Annotated in this window: 22 protein-coding genes; 18 read left to right on the forward strand and 4 right to left on the reverse strand. The window is 57.6% G+C overall.

Annotated features, from left to right (window positions below; genetic code table 11):
* The first annotated feature begins 103 nt into the window (after positions 1-103).
* Entirely contained in the window at positions 104-376 is a 273-nt protein-coding gene (locus ASD70_RS25660) for a hypothetical protein (protein ID WP_056847765.1), read from the forward strand.
* On the opposite strand, the gene ASD70_RS25665 is transcribed toward ASD70_RS25660, so the two are convergent.
* On the reverse strand, positions 373-825 hold the full coding sequence (locus ASD70_RS25665; protein WP_056847766.1) for a hypothetical protein: 453 nt from the start codon (positions 823-825) through the stop codon (positions 373-375). The two genes, ASD70_RS25660 and ASD70_RS25665, sit on opposite strands and share 4 nt — an antisense overlap.
* Before the next feature lie 74 nt (positions 826-899).
* Positions 900-1085 carry a carbon storage regulator gene (locus tag ASD70_RS30070; protein ID WP_442965942.1) on the reverse strand — a complete coding sequence of 62 codons (186 nt, stop codon included), beginning with the start codon at positions 1083-1085 and terminating at the stop codon, positions 900-902.
* A 159-nt stretch (positions 1086-1244) separates the two neighbouring features.
* Between ASD70_RS30070 and ASD70_RS25675 the strand changes: the two genes are divergently transcribed.
* Both ASD70_RS25675 and ASD70_RS25680 read left to right on the forward strand, forming a co-directional pair.
* On the forward strand, positions 1245-1616 hold the full coding sequence (locus ASD70_RS25675) for a chemotaxis protein (RefSeq protein WP_025856073.1): 372 nt from the start codon (positions 1245-1247) through the stop codon (positions 1614-1616).
* On the forward strand, positions 1616-1933 hold the full coding sequence (locus ASD70_RS25680) for a hypothetical protein (protein ID WP_056847768.1): 318 nt from the start codon (positions 1616-1618) through the stop codon (positions 1931-1933). The genes ASD70_RS25675 and ASD70_RS25680 overlap by 1 nt, the downstream gene beginning before the upstream one ends.
* 66 nt (positions 1934-1999) lie before the next feature.
* Here the strand turns inward: ASD70_RS25680 and ASD70_RS25685 are convergent, their stop codons facing one another.
* On the reverse strand, positions 2000-2737 hold the full coding sequence (locus tag ASD70_RS25685; RefSeq protein WP_056847769.1) for a hypothetical protein: 738 nt from the start codon (positions 2735-2737) through the stop codon (positions 2000-2002).
* A 97-nt stretch (positions 2738-2834) separates the two neighbouring features.
* Between ASD70_RS25685 and ASD70_RS25690 the strand changes: the two genes are divergently transcribed.
* The 9 genes from ASD70_RS25690 to ASD70_RS25730 all read left to right on the forward strand — a co-directional run bounded on the left by ASD70_RS25690 (position 2835) and on the right by ASD70_RS25730 (position 11024).
* Positions 2835-3443 carry a putative metallopeptidase gene (locus ASD70_RS25690; RefSeq protein ID WP_056847770.1) on the forward strand — a complete coding sequence of 203 codons (609 nt, stop codon included), beginning with the start codon at positions 2835-2837 and terminating at the stop codon, positions 3441-3443.
* A 30-nt stretch (positions 3444-3473) separates the two neighbouring features.
* A complete protein-coding gene (locus tag ASD70_RS25695; protein WP_056847771.1) occupies positions 3474-3935 on the forward strand; it encodes a DUF2280 domain-containing protein in 462 nt (153 codons plus the stop codon).
* The gene (locus ASD70_RS25700; RefSeq protein ID WP_056847772.1) at positions 3922-5223 is read left to right on the forward strand and encodes a terminase large subunit domain-containing protein; all 1302 of its coding nucleotides are present in this window, start codon (positions 3922-3924) and stop codon (positions 5221-5223) included. The genes ASD70_RS25695 and ASD70_RS25700 overlap by 14 nt, the downstream gene beginning before the upstream one ends.
* Positions 5220-6638, forward strand: coding sequence for a DUF4055 domain-containing protein (locus ASD70_RS25705; RefSeq protein WP_056847773.1), 1419 nt, complete (start codon positions 5220-5222; stop codon positions 6636-6638). The genes ASD70_RS25700 and ASD70_RS25705 overlap by 4 nt, the downstream gene beginning before the upstream one ends.
* Entirely contained in the window at positions 6613-7698 is a 1086-nt protein-coding gene (locus tag ASD70_RS25710) for a minor capsid protein (RefSeq protein WP_056847774.1), read from the forward strand. Before ASD70_RS25705 ends, ASD70_RS25710 begins: the two co-directional genes overlap by 26 nt.
* Positions 7699-8122: 424 nt before the next feature.
* Entirely contained in the window at positions 8123-8851 is a 729-nt protein-coding gene (locus ASD70_RS25715; RefSeq protein ID WP_029295015.1) for a hypothetical protein, read from the forward strand.
* 12 nt (positions 8852-8863) lie between these two features.
* On the forward strand, positions 8864-9829 hold the full coding sequence (locus ASD70_RS25720) for a major capsid protein (protein ID WP_042572010.1): 966 nt from the start codon (positions 8864-8866) through the stop codon (positions 9827-9829).
* A 47-nt stretch (positions 9830-9876) separates the two neighbouring features.
* Positions 9877-10461: a hypothetical protein gene (locus ASD70_RS25725; RefSeq protein ID WP_056847775.1), complete on the forward strand. Its 585-nt coding sequence runs from the start codon at positions 9877-9879 to the stop codon at positions 10459-10461.
* Between the two features lie 59 nt (positions 10462-10520).
* Positions 10521-11024 (forward strand): DnaT-like ssDNA-binding protein, encoded by a 504-nt coding sequence (locus ASD70_RS25730; protein WP_056847776.1) that lies wholly within the window; start codon positions 10521-10523, stop codon positions 11022-11024.
* Here ASD70_RS25730 and ASD70_RS25735 read toward each other — a convergent pair whose 3' ends face one another.
* Positions 11025-11327, reverse strand: coding sequence for a hypothetical protein (locus ASD70_RS25735; RefSeq protein WP_056847777.1), 303 nt, complete (start codon positions 11325-11327; stop codon positions 11025-11027). It lies immediately after the preceding gene.
* 23 nt (positions 11328-11350) lie between these two features.
* On the opposite strand from ASD70_RS25735, the gene ASD70_RS25740 reads away from it, so the two are divergent.
* From ASD70_RS25740 to ASD70_RS25765, 6 genes are all read left to right on the forward strand, one after another.
* Positions 11351-11719 (forward strand): hypothetical protein, encoded by a 369-nt coding sequence (locus tag ASD70_RS25740; protein ID WP_056847778.1) that lies wholly within the window; start codon positions 11351-11353, stop codon positions 11717-11719.
* Positions 11716-12312 carry a hypothetical protein gene (locus tag ASD70_RS25745; RefSeq protein ID WP_056847779.1) on the forward strand — a complete coding sequence of 199 codons (597 nt, stop codon included), beginning with the start codon at positions 11716-11718 and terminating at the stop codon, positions 12310-12312. Before ASD70_RS25740 ends, ASD70_RS25745 begins: the two co-directional genes overlap by 4 nt.
* A complete protein-coding gene (locus ASD70_RS25750) occupies positions 12309-12728 on the forward strand; it encodes a phage tail terminator-like protein (protein WP_056847780.1) in 420 nt (139 codons plus the stop codon). Before ASD70_RS25745 ends, ASD70_RS25750 begins: the two co-directional genes overlap by 4 nt.
* 68 nt (positions 12729-12796) lie before the next feature.
* Positions 12797-13468 carry a phage tail protein gene (locus ASD70_RS25755; RefSeq protein WP_056847781.1) on the forward strand — a complete coding sequence of 224 codons (672 nt, stop codon included), beginning with the start codon at positions 12797-12799 and terminating at the stop codon, positions 13466-13468.
* A 2-nt stretch (positions 13469-13470) separates the two neighbouring features.
* Positions 13471-13851: a phage tail assembly chaperone gene (locus ASD70_RS25760; RefSeq protein ID WP_056847782.1), complete on the forward strand. Its 381-nt coding sequence runs from the start codon at positions 13471-13473 to the stop codon at positions 13849-13851.
* Between the two features lie 17 nt (positions 13852-13868).
* Entirely contained in the window at positions 13869-14171 is a 303-nt protein-coding gene (locus ASD70_RS25765) for a DUF1799 domain-containing protein (protein ID WP_056847897.1), read from the forward strand.
* The last annotated feature ends 1 nt before the right edge of the window (position 14172 follow it).

The raw sequence follows: 14172 nt of genomic DNA on the forward strand, positions 1-14172 counted from the left end.
CCAATCCGCGGGCCTTTCCAGTTTTCGGCTCCACCACACCCATTGCTCCGAGCTGGGAGTGCTGCTGGGGCTGATTCAAATCCGCAAACTTCTGGAGTTGAGCATGAAGAGCGAATATCGCCAGGCTGTCGAGGCTGTTATTGCGCAGGAGGCGAAGCTAGCAGAGGTTGCCAGGCTTCACACTGATGCAGCAGCTCGAGAGAAGCAGTTCTCTGAAGCATTGCGATTTAATCAGGAAACGCTCGAGCAGTACGAGCGTCGAGTAGCTGAACTGGAGCCTTCCAACAAAGGCACTGTTGATCTGCAAAGCCAAATCAGTGAGATAAATTCTTCGCTGAAGTTTTTGTGCCGTGAACTGATGCGTCCAGAGTCTTAAAAGCCTGCGTGTTTGGTTATGAGTTGTGCGCCAATGGATAGGGCCTGATTAAGAATTTCTGATGCGGCGCTTTTGGTGCCCGCCTTGGTTGCGGCAGATAGCTTTTGTCCAAGAGTTTCGGTCCCAAGAGAAGGTTTCGGCACATGTTTGAGTGCTTGAAGGCCGTATGGGGTCAGTACATAGACTTGCCGGTTAACCGGGGCTGCTCTTTTCGCTATGAAACCTGCGTGCACCAGCCATTCAAGTGTGGCATCGAAGAATTCTGTTTCGGGATCGCGCTCGCCTTCTGTTACGGAATTTTCCGTGGAGGGGTCGTATTCGAGGTATTTGAGAACGGTTAATCCAGCGACCTGCGGGCTCACGCTGGAGGGGATCGGGAAACCCTCGTATAGAAACGCCAAGATGTCAGCGCTCATCTCATCGAAGCGCTCAATGTTTGTTTTCGCCATGGCTCGGACCATCGTTTGCTATAAGGGCAATGACGATAGCACGTAGCCATATGCCCGCCACTGAGCGGGCTTTTTTATTCCGCACGCCCAGCGGGGCCGGTCAGATCATTATCTGAAGGCCTCTCGTGCAGCTCAGATTTCACGAGAGGTAGGTGTTTTGGCGCCGTGATGCCGAGGGACACATACCCACGATCAACCTTGGTCACTTTGATTTGGATTTCATCGCCGATGTATAGGCGCTGATTGGGTGTTCTGGTCACGACTAGCAATTGATATTCCTTCTGATTAGGTCCTTTATCTGTGGGATTAATTGCATGAATTCTGCGCAAAAGACGCAGGACGGTTCTGACTTTTCTGCCGAAAATTCTTATTTAATCCTTCATTCCCTGACCGGGAGAACAACAAGACATGGAGTGACGATGGATCCTACTGACCTCGGCCCAGGCACAGCTACCTGGCTGGGCGGTAGCGCCACCGTAGTGCTTGGCGGCCTGCTATGGCTGCGCCGGTTCCTCTCAAAGGACGCAACTGACCGCGCCATGGATAGCGCTGATATCGGCACGTTAAAAAGACTGAACGAGCTGCTGAACCAGGAACGAGCTGCCCGCAAAGAGGCCGAGGCACGCGCCGATCAGTTCGCGAAAGAGCGGAATGATCTGGCCGCCGCCGTTGGGCGTATGGAAGGCAAGATCGAAGCGCTGACCAGCCAGGTCGCCCAACTCACTGACCGCGTGACGCAACAGAGCGACGAGATCACTCGCCTGCGCACCAAGCTGGGAGGAATCGCCTAATGGACAGATGCGCATTGGAATTCATCGCGCGCCGCTGGTGGCGCCGTGCTGAGGTCTGGGCCATAGCAGTCGTTCTGGTGGGTGGTGGTGCAGTTCTCGGTTATCAGGCCGCCTACTGGTCTCTTGCAGAGAACCAGAGCAACCAGGTGACCGATATTCGTAAGGCCTACGACACTGCCATGGGCGAACGAGACAAGCGCCTGGAAGAGTTGACACGCCAAACCGGTACCGCCGCCGACAAGGCCACCAAGGCTGCAACGACTGCGGCCCACGCTGCCGACAAAGCGGACGAAGCCCTCAATCGGGTATCGCAGTAATCCGCGCCACGTTTTCGAATGCGCCAAATCGTGGCGCGTACAGAAACTTATAAAGGGAGCAGATGGTTACTTCACCACATCAGCATAGCTCTTCGTCCACTTATGCTGACAGCTAAGGCAGTCCCAAAACTCAGTGACATCAACGTCGCTGACCGTGACAGTCCGCTGCTCTTCCTGTTTTGTCACGTGGTTCTGAACGATCTTCTGCACCGAGCGGACGCCAATCAACTTCTGCACCCGGTTGTAGCGTCGGGCTGCGGTGGAGTTGCACTTTGGGCAAGACGCGGGGCGGAGATTGCCGTAGTAGACTGCAAAGATTCCACTGAAAACTGCGGCGGCGATATATAAAATGGCCGCGCCTTTGTCTTTGTGGATCTCCGCCTGCCCCAGCACGCCCAAGATAATCGCTGCCCCAAAGAACGAAAACGTTCGCAGCTTATTAAAAAGCCGCCAGTATTCAGCCTTCTTTATTGCTCGCTGGGCTGCTGGGTTGACCGCGGCCTTGATGTTGTCCTGATCAACAACGTCGTCGCAGATTTTATTCTCAATCAGTCCAGCCATGCGTGCGTAATCTTCGGTCACGCCGATTTGCAGGCTGAACTTTCCATTTGGCATTGGCTTGATCTCGTCCGACCAAACTTTCTTTCCAGCGAGCAATACGACTGCCTGAACGGGTCGCTTAGTCTTGATGCTCGTACTTTCTCCATTTGAGATGCCTTCCGGGTAGCCATTGATCTCGACAGATAGCAATCTGTCTTCGAACCCAGGAAACGTGTCCTTTCGAGATACACGTACGTTTGGCATTCTTGTCCGCTCCTCATCGGTTGATCGCATGTTATCGACCAGAACCCCTCGCTCTTGAGGTTTTGTAAAAGGGCTCACGATATTTGGGAGAGCAATAATGGATCGTCCTCATCCACCACCGTGTCTGCATGAGGGCGCATTTGGGAGAGTTGTGCCAGCTCTAGGTGTTTGGGAATGGGTACAGGCCGAAATTCTCGCTGACACCGGCAGCCTCCAAAACGAAGACCATGCCCACCTACTGGATGCAGACATCCGCGTCATGTGGGCGTCGTCGAGCTTCGCCAAGCAGGGCCGCGCAGTCCTCGGTCAGGCCGAGCAGGTAGCGTTCCGTGCTGGCGGTTGGCAGAAAGCCCGGATGGAGCAACAGATGCGTGATTGGTTCGGCGATGTGCCGGCCTTCATCATCACACTGGCGGCTGACTACTGCGCCCAGTGCAGCGACCTCGAGTTCTGCGCTTTGATCGAGCACGAGCTGTATCACCTGGCTCACGCGACCGACAAGTACGGTCAACCAGCATTCACCCAAGACGGTGCACCGAAGATCAAGCTGCAGGGCCACGACGTGGAAGAGTTCGTCGGTGTCGTCCGCCGCTATGGTGCAAGCCCTGACGTTCAAGCGTTGGTGGATGCTGCAAACAGTCCTGCCGAGGTGGGGAAATTGAACATTGCGAGGGCCTGCGGAACCTGTCTGCTCAAGTCGGCCTGATTTTGGACAGGTTTGGACGGATGAACGCCTATGGCAGCTCTAAGCAGTGAGGTGAAGACCTTTGTAGTACAGGCTCTCGCTTGCTTCGATACGCCTTCTCAGGTGGTTGAGGCGGTCCAGAAAGAATTCAGCTTGAGCATCACCCGCCAGCAGGTCGAATCACACGACCCGACGAAGGTTTCAGGTAAGAAACTTGCGGACAGATGGAAGACCCTTTTTGAACAGACCAGAAAGCGTTTCCGCGAAGAGACTGAAGACATACCCATTGCCAACCGCGCCTTTCGCCTCCGCGCGATGAACCGCTTTGTGGAGAAGGCTGAGTCGATGAAGAACATCGGCCTGGCCATGCAGATCCTCGAACAGGCCGCGAAGGAAGCCGGCGACATCTACGTCAACCGGGCCCGGAAGGAAGAGGTTGGCGATGAACCGGTGATCCCGACCCGCATCCAGGTCGACGTGGTGGATGCGAGGAAGCCGAATGCCGAGCCTTAACGTTCCCCAGGCTCAGTTCCTCACACTGCCCCACAAGTTTCGTGCATTCGTTGCCGGGTTCGGCTCAGGTAAGACCTGGGTAGGCTGCTCGGCACTGAGCAAGCACTTCATGGAGTGGCCCGGCGTCAACGCTGGTTACTTCGCACCGACTTACCCGCAGATCCGAGACATCTTCTATCCGACCATGGATGAGGTGGCCTACGACTGGGGATTGAAGACCAAGATCAACCAGGCGAACCACGAAGTTCACATTTACAGCGGCCGGCAGTACCGCGGCACTGTGATATGCCGCTCGATGGAGAAGCCCCAGACCATCGTCGGCTTCAAGATCGGTCAGGCCCTGGTAGATGAGCTGGACGTGATGAGCTTGCTGAAGGCTCAGCAGGCCTGGCGCAAAATCATTGCCCGGATGCGTTACAACCTGCCCGGACTGAAGAACGGGGTGGACGTCACTACTACGCCTGAGGGCTTCAAGTTCGTTTATCAGCAGTTCGTGAAGCAGTTGCGCGACAAGCCAGTGCTTAACGACATGTACGGCCTGGTGCAGGCCAGCACGTTCGACAACGAGCTGAACCTGCCGGACGACTACATCGCCTCCCTGATGGAGTCGTATCCGCCGCAACTGATCCAGGCCTATCTCCGTGGTCAGTTCGTCAACCTGACGTCCGGCACGATCTACACGGCCTATGACCGAAAGCTCAACGGATGCTTCGACACCGTGCAGCCCGGCGAACCACTGTTCATTGGGATGGACTTCAACGTCGGCAAGATGGCAGCGATCACCCACGTTAAGCGCGACCAGGGGTTGCCCAGGGCTGTGGATGAGCTGATCGACGGCTACGACACGCCCGACATGATCCGTCGCATCAAAGAGCGCTACTGGCAGCACGACGGCAACGACTTCAAGAAGACGTGCGAGATCAGGATCTACCCGGATGCCTCTGGCGATTCGCGCAAGTCTGTGAACGCGAGCATCACCGACCTTGCCATGCTCAAGCAGGCCGGGTTCGCGGTCATCGCTCCAGCGGTAAACCCGCCGGTGAAGGACCGAATCAACGCAATGAACGCCGTCTTCTGCAATGCGCAGGGCGAGCGCCGCTACCTGGTCAACCCGCTCACCTGCCCAACCTATGCCGACGGCCTGGAGCAGCAGGTGTGGGGCGCGAACGGAGAGCCAGACAAAACCGTCGGCATCGATCACGCGAACGACGCCGGCGGCTACTTCATCCACCGCGAGTACCCGATCATCAAACCGGTCACCGCCATCAAAATGGGATACGCCCGATGAGCAACGACGTCTCCTTCAAGCGGGCGGAATACACGGCAGTGCTGGACCGCTGGGCGACAGTTCGCGACGTCTGCGCGGGCCAGCACCGGGTTGTAGATCGGCTGCCGTATATCAACGCACACGACAAGTCGCCGGAAAATCAGGACCGGAACCGAGCCTACCGCGAGCGCGCCGTATTCAAGAATGCCACTGGGCATACTCGTAACGGTTTGCTCGGCTTGGCCTTCCACAAAGATCCGACACTTAAGGTGCCGAAGAAGCTGGAGTACCTGCAAGACAACGCCAACGGCTCTGGCGTGAGCATTTATCAGCACTCCCAGGGCACGCTGGAGAAGGTGCTCGAGGCTGGCCGGCATGGTTTGTATGTCGACTATCACCAGGACGACGATATCGGCGGGCATGCGGTGATCCTCACTTACTGCGCCGAAGAAGTCATCAACTGGCGCACCGGCATGGTGAACGGTCATAGCGTGCTGACCCTGGTGGTGCTGAAGGAATCGCCGGAAATTCCTGATGGCTTCGGCTTCAAGACGGTTGAGCAGTACCGGGAGCTGGCCTTGGAGGAAGACGGCTTCGTTTGTCGAGTATGGCGCCGGTCAGGACCTGAGACTGGCGGGCCACTGGCGGTTACGGAAGAATTCCGCCCGACAGGTGCTGGCGGCCGACTGAGGGAGATCCCGTTTACCTTTGTTGGTGCACAGAACAACGACCCGAGCATTGACGAGTCGCCTCTCTACGACATCGCCATGATCAACCTGGGCCACTACCGGAACAGCGCTGACTACGAAGACAGCGTGTTCTGGTGCGGCCAGGCACAGCCGTGGATCAGTGGGCTCGACGAGTCCTGGCGCGACTGGATGGAGAAAAACGGCATCTATGTAGGCTCAAGAGCCCCAATGATGCTGCCCGTTGGGGGCGCATTCGGGTACGCGCAGCCCACGCCCAACACCCTGGTCAAGGAGGCCATGGCCGATAAGAACCAGATGATGATCGAGCTGGGCGCCCGGATGGTGGTGGCTTCGCTTGCGACCAAGACCGCAACCGAGTCCCGTGGCGATCAATCAGCATCTACATCGGTTCTTGCTGGATGCGTGGCCAACGTGAGTGAGGCCTATACGCGAGCCATCATGTGGTGTTGCACCTACATGGGTATTGCCGACAAGAAGGTCGCCTACCAAGTTAATCAGGAATTCGTCGAGCTCACTGCTGATCCGCAAATGATCACGGCCTTGGTTGGCTTGTGGCAAAACGGCGGATTCGCCAAGGCTGACTTGCGGGCTTACCTGCGCAAGCTTGGATTGATCGCACCAGAGCGCACTGACGTGCAAATCGACGGCGAGCTGGAAGAGCAGGGCGATGGTCTGGGGCTGGACGATGAGGACAAAGTAGATGGCAGCGAACCAGGCAATACTTGACGCCACCATCCGGCACGCGGTGTTCCTCGAAAAGCTCAAGGCCGGGGAGGTGGGCAAGTTCGCTCCCTTCCTCAAGGAGATTGACCGCTCTATCCGCGACCGGCTCACCCAGTCGGACCTGACCGAGTACAACGTCAAGCGCCTGGAAGCGCTGCTGAAGGAGGTCGACAGCCTGTTACTGGGCATCTTCGACCGGTACAGCGCCCAACTAAACCTCGACTTGGTGGATATCGCCAATTACGAGGCTGAATTCGAGGCGACCAGCCTTGCCAGGTCGGCGCCGGTTGGCGTTTCGCTGGATGTGGTCGCGCCGACCGCCGCTGCAATCCGTACCGCGGTACTGACCAGCCCGCTCAGCGTGCGCGGTACCGGTGGCGGCAAGCTGTTGAAAGCCTTCATCAAGGGCTGGACCGGCGCCGAACGTGAGCGCGTCACCGGCACCATACGGCAGAGTTTCTTCGAAGGGCAGACGAACTTCCATATCATCCGCAACATTCGCGGCACCAAGGCGGCAGGGTACAAAGACGGCATCCTGGCTATCACCAACCGCAACGCCAGTACGGTCGTGCATACCGCGATCCAGCATGTGTCGTCACAGGCGCGAATGGAAGTGGCCAAGGCGAACACGGACATCGTGTCCGAGATCCAAATCGTTGCAACGCTGGACAGCAAGACCAGCCAGCAATGCCGCTCACTGGATGGCCGCAGGTTCCCTGTTGAGTCTGGCCCAAGGCCGCCATTTCACCCGAATTGCCGAACCACGTTCATCATGCTGACCAGGCTCAGCGAACTTTTCGCCAAGGACGCCACACGGGCATCTGTAGGCGCTGACGGAGGTAGGCAGGTAAACGCCAGTCTCGACTACTACCACTGGCTACAGCAGCAGCCAGCAGCGTTTCAGGATTCCGCAATCGGTCCTGTTCGAGCAAAGCTGTTCCGGGAGGGTGGATTAACCGTCGAGCGATTCACCGAACTGCAGCTTGATCGCAACTTTGCGCCGTTAACACTCGCCCAGATGAAGGTTTTGGAGCCTCTGGCATTTGAGCAGGCGGGCGTGTGAAAAGCATGCAAACCCCTGCAAAAATGATGCTTTTTGTGATGTTAGCCTTTCGTAAACCCAAAACGAGAGGTGGCAACCATGCATTCACAGTCCCAACAGGATTTTGATCACACCGTTGACTTTGTGCTCAACACTCTGCGCCTTGCGCGAGATCCCCGGTGGTTAACCAGTAGTGTCCCTGTAATCGGTGATGCTGCAAAAGATCCTGAAAAGCTGCTCAAGAGAGTTAGGGAGGTAGCCGAAGCTAACGGATTTGGTTACGTGGGGTTAGCGATTCTAGGGGGAGATCGCATCGCGTTTAACGGATCAAAAGACTGACAGGGATAGCTCTATACCGACATTCGATTCAATCACAGCCTCGGCATATGTCGGGGCTTTTTGTTGCCTGCAAAGCGGGCGAAACATACCCGAGGGGTGCATCAACGTGGCAGAAGAAAACGAAATCGACCTGGAAAACCCGGCAATCAAGGCCGCTATCGCGACTGCCGTTGAAGCATCCGTTTCCGGTTTGAAGACCAAGAACTCGGAACTGCTGGGCAAGCTGAAGGAAACCTCCGGCAAGCTGACCCAGTTCGAAACCCAGTTTGAGGGCATCGACATCGACGCCGTCAAAGGCCTGCTCAGCCGTGCTGGCCAGGACGAAGAAACCAAGCTGCTGACCGAGGGCAAGGTGGACGAAGTGTTCAACCGCCGCACTGAGCGCCTGCGCGGTGACTACGACAAGCAACTGAAGGCCATCAGCGAGCGTGCCGAGAAGGCTGAGTCCTTCGCTGCGAAGTTCCAGGGCAAAGTCCTGGGCGACTCGGTGCGCGGTGCAGCACTGAAGGCTGGTGCGCTCCCCGAAGCAACAGACGACATCATCCTGCGCGCCAAAGGAGTGTTCACCCTCAACGAAGATGGCGATGCAGTCGCCGTTGATGAATCCGGCCAGGTCATCCTCGGTAAAGACGGCAAGACCCCTCTGACTCCGCTCGAATGGGCCGAGTCTCTGCGCGAAAGCGCACCTCATCTGTGGCCAAGGGCTTCAGGGACATTTGCCCCGGGCGGGGGTGGCGGCAAGGCTGCATTCAAGCGCTCCGAAATGACCTCCGAGCAGAAGCGCGACTTTCAGCGCAAGCACGGCCAAACCGCATATCTCGCATTGCCCAAGTAAGGGGATTGACCCATGGCTACAACCGTTAACAGCGACCTGATCATCTACAACGATGAGGCGCAAACCGCATACCTGGAGCGTGTCCAGGACAACCTGGATGTATTCAACGCATCGTCCAACGGCGCAATGGTGCTGGACAATGAACTGATTGAAGGCGACTTCCGCAAGCGCGCCCTCTACAAGCTGAACGGCTCTCTGGAGCACCGCGACGTCAACTCGGACGGCAAGGTAACAGCCAAGAAGATCAGCGCCGGCGAAGCTGTCGGCGTCAAGGCTCCATGGAAGTACGGCCCGTACCAGACCACCGAAGAGGCGTTCAAGCGCCGCGGTCGTCCGGTCGAGGAGTTCTCCCAGATCGTCGGTGCCGACGTTGCTGACGCGACCCTGGAAGGCTTCATCCAGTACGCAACTGCTGGCCTGCGTGCTGCGATCGGCTCCAACGCTGACATGGTAGTTTCGGCCAACATCGAAACCGATGGCAAGAAGACGCTGACTCGCGGCATGCGCAAGTTCGGCGACAAGTTCGGCCGTATTGCTCTGTGGGTCATGCACTCCAGCGCCTACTTCGACATCGTCGACGAAGCCATCACCAACAAGATCTACGAAGAAGCTGGCGTTGTGATCTACGGTGGCCTGCCGGGCACTCTGGGCAAGCCTGTACTGGTGACCGACACCGCGCCGGCGGACGTGATCTTCGGCTTGCTGCCAAACGCGGTAACCATCACCGAGTCGCAGGCGCCAGGCTTCCGTTCCTACGAAGTGAACGACGAAGAAAACCTGAGCATCGGCTACCGGGCCGAAGGCACCGTGAATATCGATGTGCTGGGTTACAGCTGGAAAGCCACCACTGGCGGTTCCAACCCAACCCTGGCCGCCGTCGGCTCCGCTGCCAACTGGGTCAAACACGCGGGAAGCAACAAGGTCACCGCTGGCGTGATGATCACGCTGACCGCAACGCCTCCAGTTACTGGCGGTTAAGCCCCAAACTCAACGCGCGGTCAGCGATGGCCGCCTTGGAGAAACACATGGAACTGACTTACAGCAACCAGCTGAGCGGCTTCGATCCGGAGAAGCGTTACCGCAATCCGGAACATTTCGATAAGCCTGAAGCTGGTGTGACCAGCGTGCTGGTGATTGGCGATTGGCCGAGCGTGGTCGATGCGTATGAAGCGGCCGGTATCGACGTGTCGGTGAAAGAGGCTAAACGGGTGCAAATTGTTGGCGCGGGCAATCAAGCCGAACTGGAAAAGGTGATCGCGGCTTTGCGTGCTGAGCATGGATCAATCCAGATCCTTGTTGACGGCCTGGAAGCTGGCGAAATCCATCGTCCAGAGTCCGGCGACCTGGCGTTGCGCTTGTTTGACGTGCTGGGCACCATCCATGCTTCGGTTGATGAGTTGACCACTGAACGTGACGGCCTGGCCTTGACTGTCGACGCACTTCGCGGAGAGGTTGAAGCGCTCAAGAAGTCTGCCCTCACGCCGCCGGCTGACGAGGCCGGTGAAATCGCGGCGCTGAAAGCAACGCTCGACGAAGCCAAGGTCCAGTATCGGGCAAACGCCTCCAAAGAATCCTTGGAAAAGCTCGTCGCTGAGCTGCCCAAGGCGTAATACTGCTGGCTGCCGGCGACCCGGTGGCCAATTTTCAAACCATTCCAGCGAGTTGACGCATGACACTCATCATCGAGGACGGTACCGGCAAGCCTGACGCCGAAAGCTACGCGAGCGCCGAGGATCTGGCCATGTATGCCGTGAAGTTCGGCACGGTCATCCCCGAAGGTGTTCCAGCGCAGGAAGCGTTGCTGCGACGGGCCGCGCTAGCGATGGATGGCATGACCTGGAAGGGGCGCAAGACACACAGCGAGCAGGGGCTGGCCTGGCCGCGCCGGGAAGTGTCGCTGGATCATGAAATTAAGCCGAACAACTACCTTCCTGCGCGGATCCAGTACGGTCAAATGGCCCTGGCCGCCGAAATCCATCAGGACGACATAGACCCAATCGACAAGCGCAAGGGCGCTGTGACGCTAGAGCGCGTCGAAGGAGCGGTAACCCGCGAATACGCGACGATCTCCAACACCAGCGGCCGATTATTGCCGGCGGCGCCGGATCGTCCCAGTGCTACGCAGTTTGCCGACTATCTACAAAAGCGCGGGCTGTTTGCTGTTAGGGCTTAGTCAGTCGTTGGATAATTCATACATGTCCAGAAACGGATACGCATTTCTGATGGCCTGATCTCCATCTTTAATAGTCCTCACAGCCTTATCTAATTTATCGAAAGACACGGGCTGGTCTAAAGGGAAGTCTCGCTCTGCCATTTCCTTAGAAGCTTTGGCGCCAAACCCTGTCTTTTCAAAGGCAGTTTGATAGGAATTTCTCGCCTTGAACTTGTCTTCAAGGCTTTTCCCTGTGCCGCTGGTATTTTCACGAATCTCTCGCGAAGCGCGGTTTAGGTCGTCACTTATTGTTCCGTAATTCATATTTCCTCCTTGGACAATTGAGCATGGCATTCTACGATGAAATGGCCGTGATGGCTCTGGAGATGATCACAGAGCTCGGTCAGGCCGTGACTATAAGCAAGACGGAACCCGGTGAGTATGATCCGGAGACGGGCGGCGAAGCGCCAGGCGCAACCGTCGAGCAAATCGCCCAAGGCATCCTGCTCGACTTCACCGGCCAAGAATTCCAAAACAACGGCCTCATCAAGCAGGGCGACAAGAAGCTCAAGATCGCCGCGCAAGGATTGGCTTGGGTACCGGGTCTGCTCGACAAAGTCGTAGCCCAAGGCCGCACCTGGTCGATCGTCCCGCCGCTGAAAGAGGTTAACCCCGCCGGCACCCCGATCCTGTATGAACTGCAGGTGCGGTCGTGAGCCGGGCAGGCGCCGGCCAGTCCGGTAGCTTCGCCCTGAGCCTTGCCGAGTTCGCCGCCCAGGCCAGCGAAGCCATCGACGCTAGCTTGCGAGAAATCATCATCGAGATTGGCAGCAGCCTGATCCGCATGTCTCCCGTGGGCAACCCGGAGATCTGGGCGCAGAACGCTGTGGCGACCCAATACAACAAGGCCGTCGACGATCACAACAGCGCGCTGCGTAGCGACCCGGCCAACCTTACAAAGGCCGGCAGGCTAAGGCCAGGGCGCAAGGTGCACGACGGCATGGACATCGTCGCACCGGCGGGCTACGTCGGCGGCAGGTTTCGCGGTAACTGGATGTTCAGTATTGGTACACCGAACAACGCCACGACCGAAGAGGTTGACCCGACAGGCACCAAGTCAACGGCGCGTATCACTGCTGGAGCTATCGAATTCAAGGCAGGCGACACCTGCTACATCACCAACAGCCTCGGTTATGCCATCCCGCTGGAGTTCGGACACTCGACCCAGGCGCCCGGCGGTATGGTCCGGGTCACCGTGGCTCGCTTCCAGCAGATCGTGCTTGAGGCCATCAGGAACAACCGGGTATGAGTCACGCCATAATTTCCTCGATATACGAGGCCAAGCTCATCTCCTGGAACGCCGCCAGGCCAGAGAAATTGAAGATCGTTTTTGAAAACACGCCTTACACGCCGGCGGCAGATGAGACTTACCTTCGTGCGTTCACGATCCCCGGTGATACAGCGAGCAACACTCTGGGCGGCGATCACCGGCTGTTCACCGGAGTATTTCAGGTGAGCATCATCGCGCCGGCGGGCACCGGCAAGACCAAAACGAATCCGATTATGGCTGAGTTGACCGGCCTGTTCCCACTGTACGTGCGAGACACGAAGAACGACTTTGTTGTCACGCCGATGACGCCGGTAGATCAGGGGCCTGGTATCACCGGCGACTCCACCTACACCGTCCCGCTGTCGTTCTCGTACCGGTCCGACACCACACCATAATCCGCCCGTTGGGCAAATCCTGAACCCGCCAAGTGCGGGTTTTGTCATTTCTGCAAAGAGGAAAACCCATGTCTGTTTATTTCCCCAACGGGGCAACACTTTCGATCTCCAGCGGGTTCGCCGCCGCCAAGCTGATTTCCGCAATCAGCAACGCAAACCCGGGTGTCGCTACCAGCGCCGCGAACGGTTTTGCCAATGGCGATATTCTGCTGATCACCTCTGGCTGGGAGGACATCAACGAGCGCGCCGTGCGTGTATCCAACGCTGCCGCTGGCGCATTTACCCTGGAAGGCATCGACACATCCAATGTTGCTTTCTTCCCGGACGGCATCAGCGGCGGTACTGCCAAGAAAGTTACCGGCTGGGTAGCCGTCAATCAGGTGATCGGCAACTCCATGTCCGGCGGCGAGCAGCAGTACTGGACTTATACGCCGCTCGAGGCTCGTCGCGACAAGCAGATCCCAACCACCAAAAACGCACAGGCTTTCGCCTTCCAATTGGCTGACGATGACAGCCTGGCTTGGTACGAAGAGCTCGATAAGGCTGACCGCGAGAAGGAAGTCCGCATCCTGCGTATGTCGCTGCCCAACGGCAAAACGATTTACTACGCTGGCTACGCATCGTTCAACAAGACGCCGACCCTGGTGCGTAACGAAGGCGCCGCTGTCTCCTTCGGGTTCACCATCAACGCGGAAATCACTGCGTATCGCGCGCCTGTTGCTGCTGGCGGCGGAGCTTAATCATGGCGAAATTCAAGATTGCCCAGGCGCCGACGTTTCTGGGCGCGGTGATGATCCCCGTCGTTGGACAGGCGCCAGTGAAGGTTGAATTCACGTTCAGGTATCGAAGCCGTATCGAATTGGCGGCCCTGTTCGATGAGTGGAATCAGCGGCGCAAGGACGGCCAAGAGCGCTTTGGTGAAAATCCAACGGTATCGGAAATTATTGCCGTGGATACCGAAAACCAGATGCAGCAAATCAAGGATCTGGTCGTAGGCTGGGAGTTCGACGACAAGTTCGATGACGAGAGCATCAAGGCTTTGGTGACTTCGTGTCATGGGACGACCGAGGCCGTCGTGGATGCGTACCAGACAGCTTTCGCCAAGGCTCGCACGGGAAACTGATCCGCGCCGCCCGCGCCCTGTATGAGTCCCCGCCGGATGCCGAGCAGATCGCGGCTTTCGGCTGGGACGCAGAGGACATGGAAGAAGAGTTCGAGGTTTGGCCGTGCCTTTGGTCTGCCTTCGTCCTATTCAACCGAATGTCCACCCAGTGGCGAGCAGGCGCCGGCGGCGCGATAGGTCTCGACTACAGCTGCATCCGCGACGTGGCCGGCTTCCTCGGCATTAAGAAAAAGAAACTCGCTGAAATATTCCCAGACCTCCAGGTGCTGGAAGGCGAGGCCCTGCGCGTCATGGCGGAGGAGAGGGAAAACAGCCCGTAAC

The sequence above is a fragment of the Pseudomonas sp. Root569 genome, from assembly GCF_001427465.1.
In the GTDB taxonomy this organism is placed as follows: Bacteria; Pseudomonadota; Gammaproteobacteria; order Pseudomonadales; family Pseudomonadaceae; genus Aquipseudomonas; species Aquipseudomonas synxantha.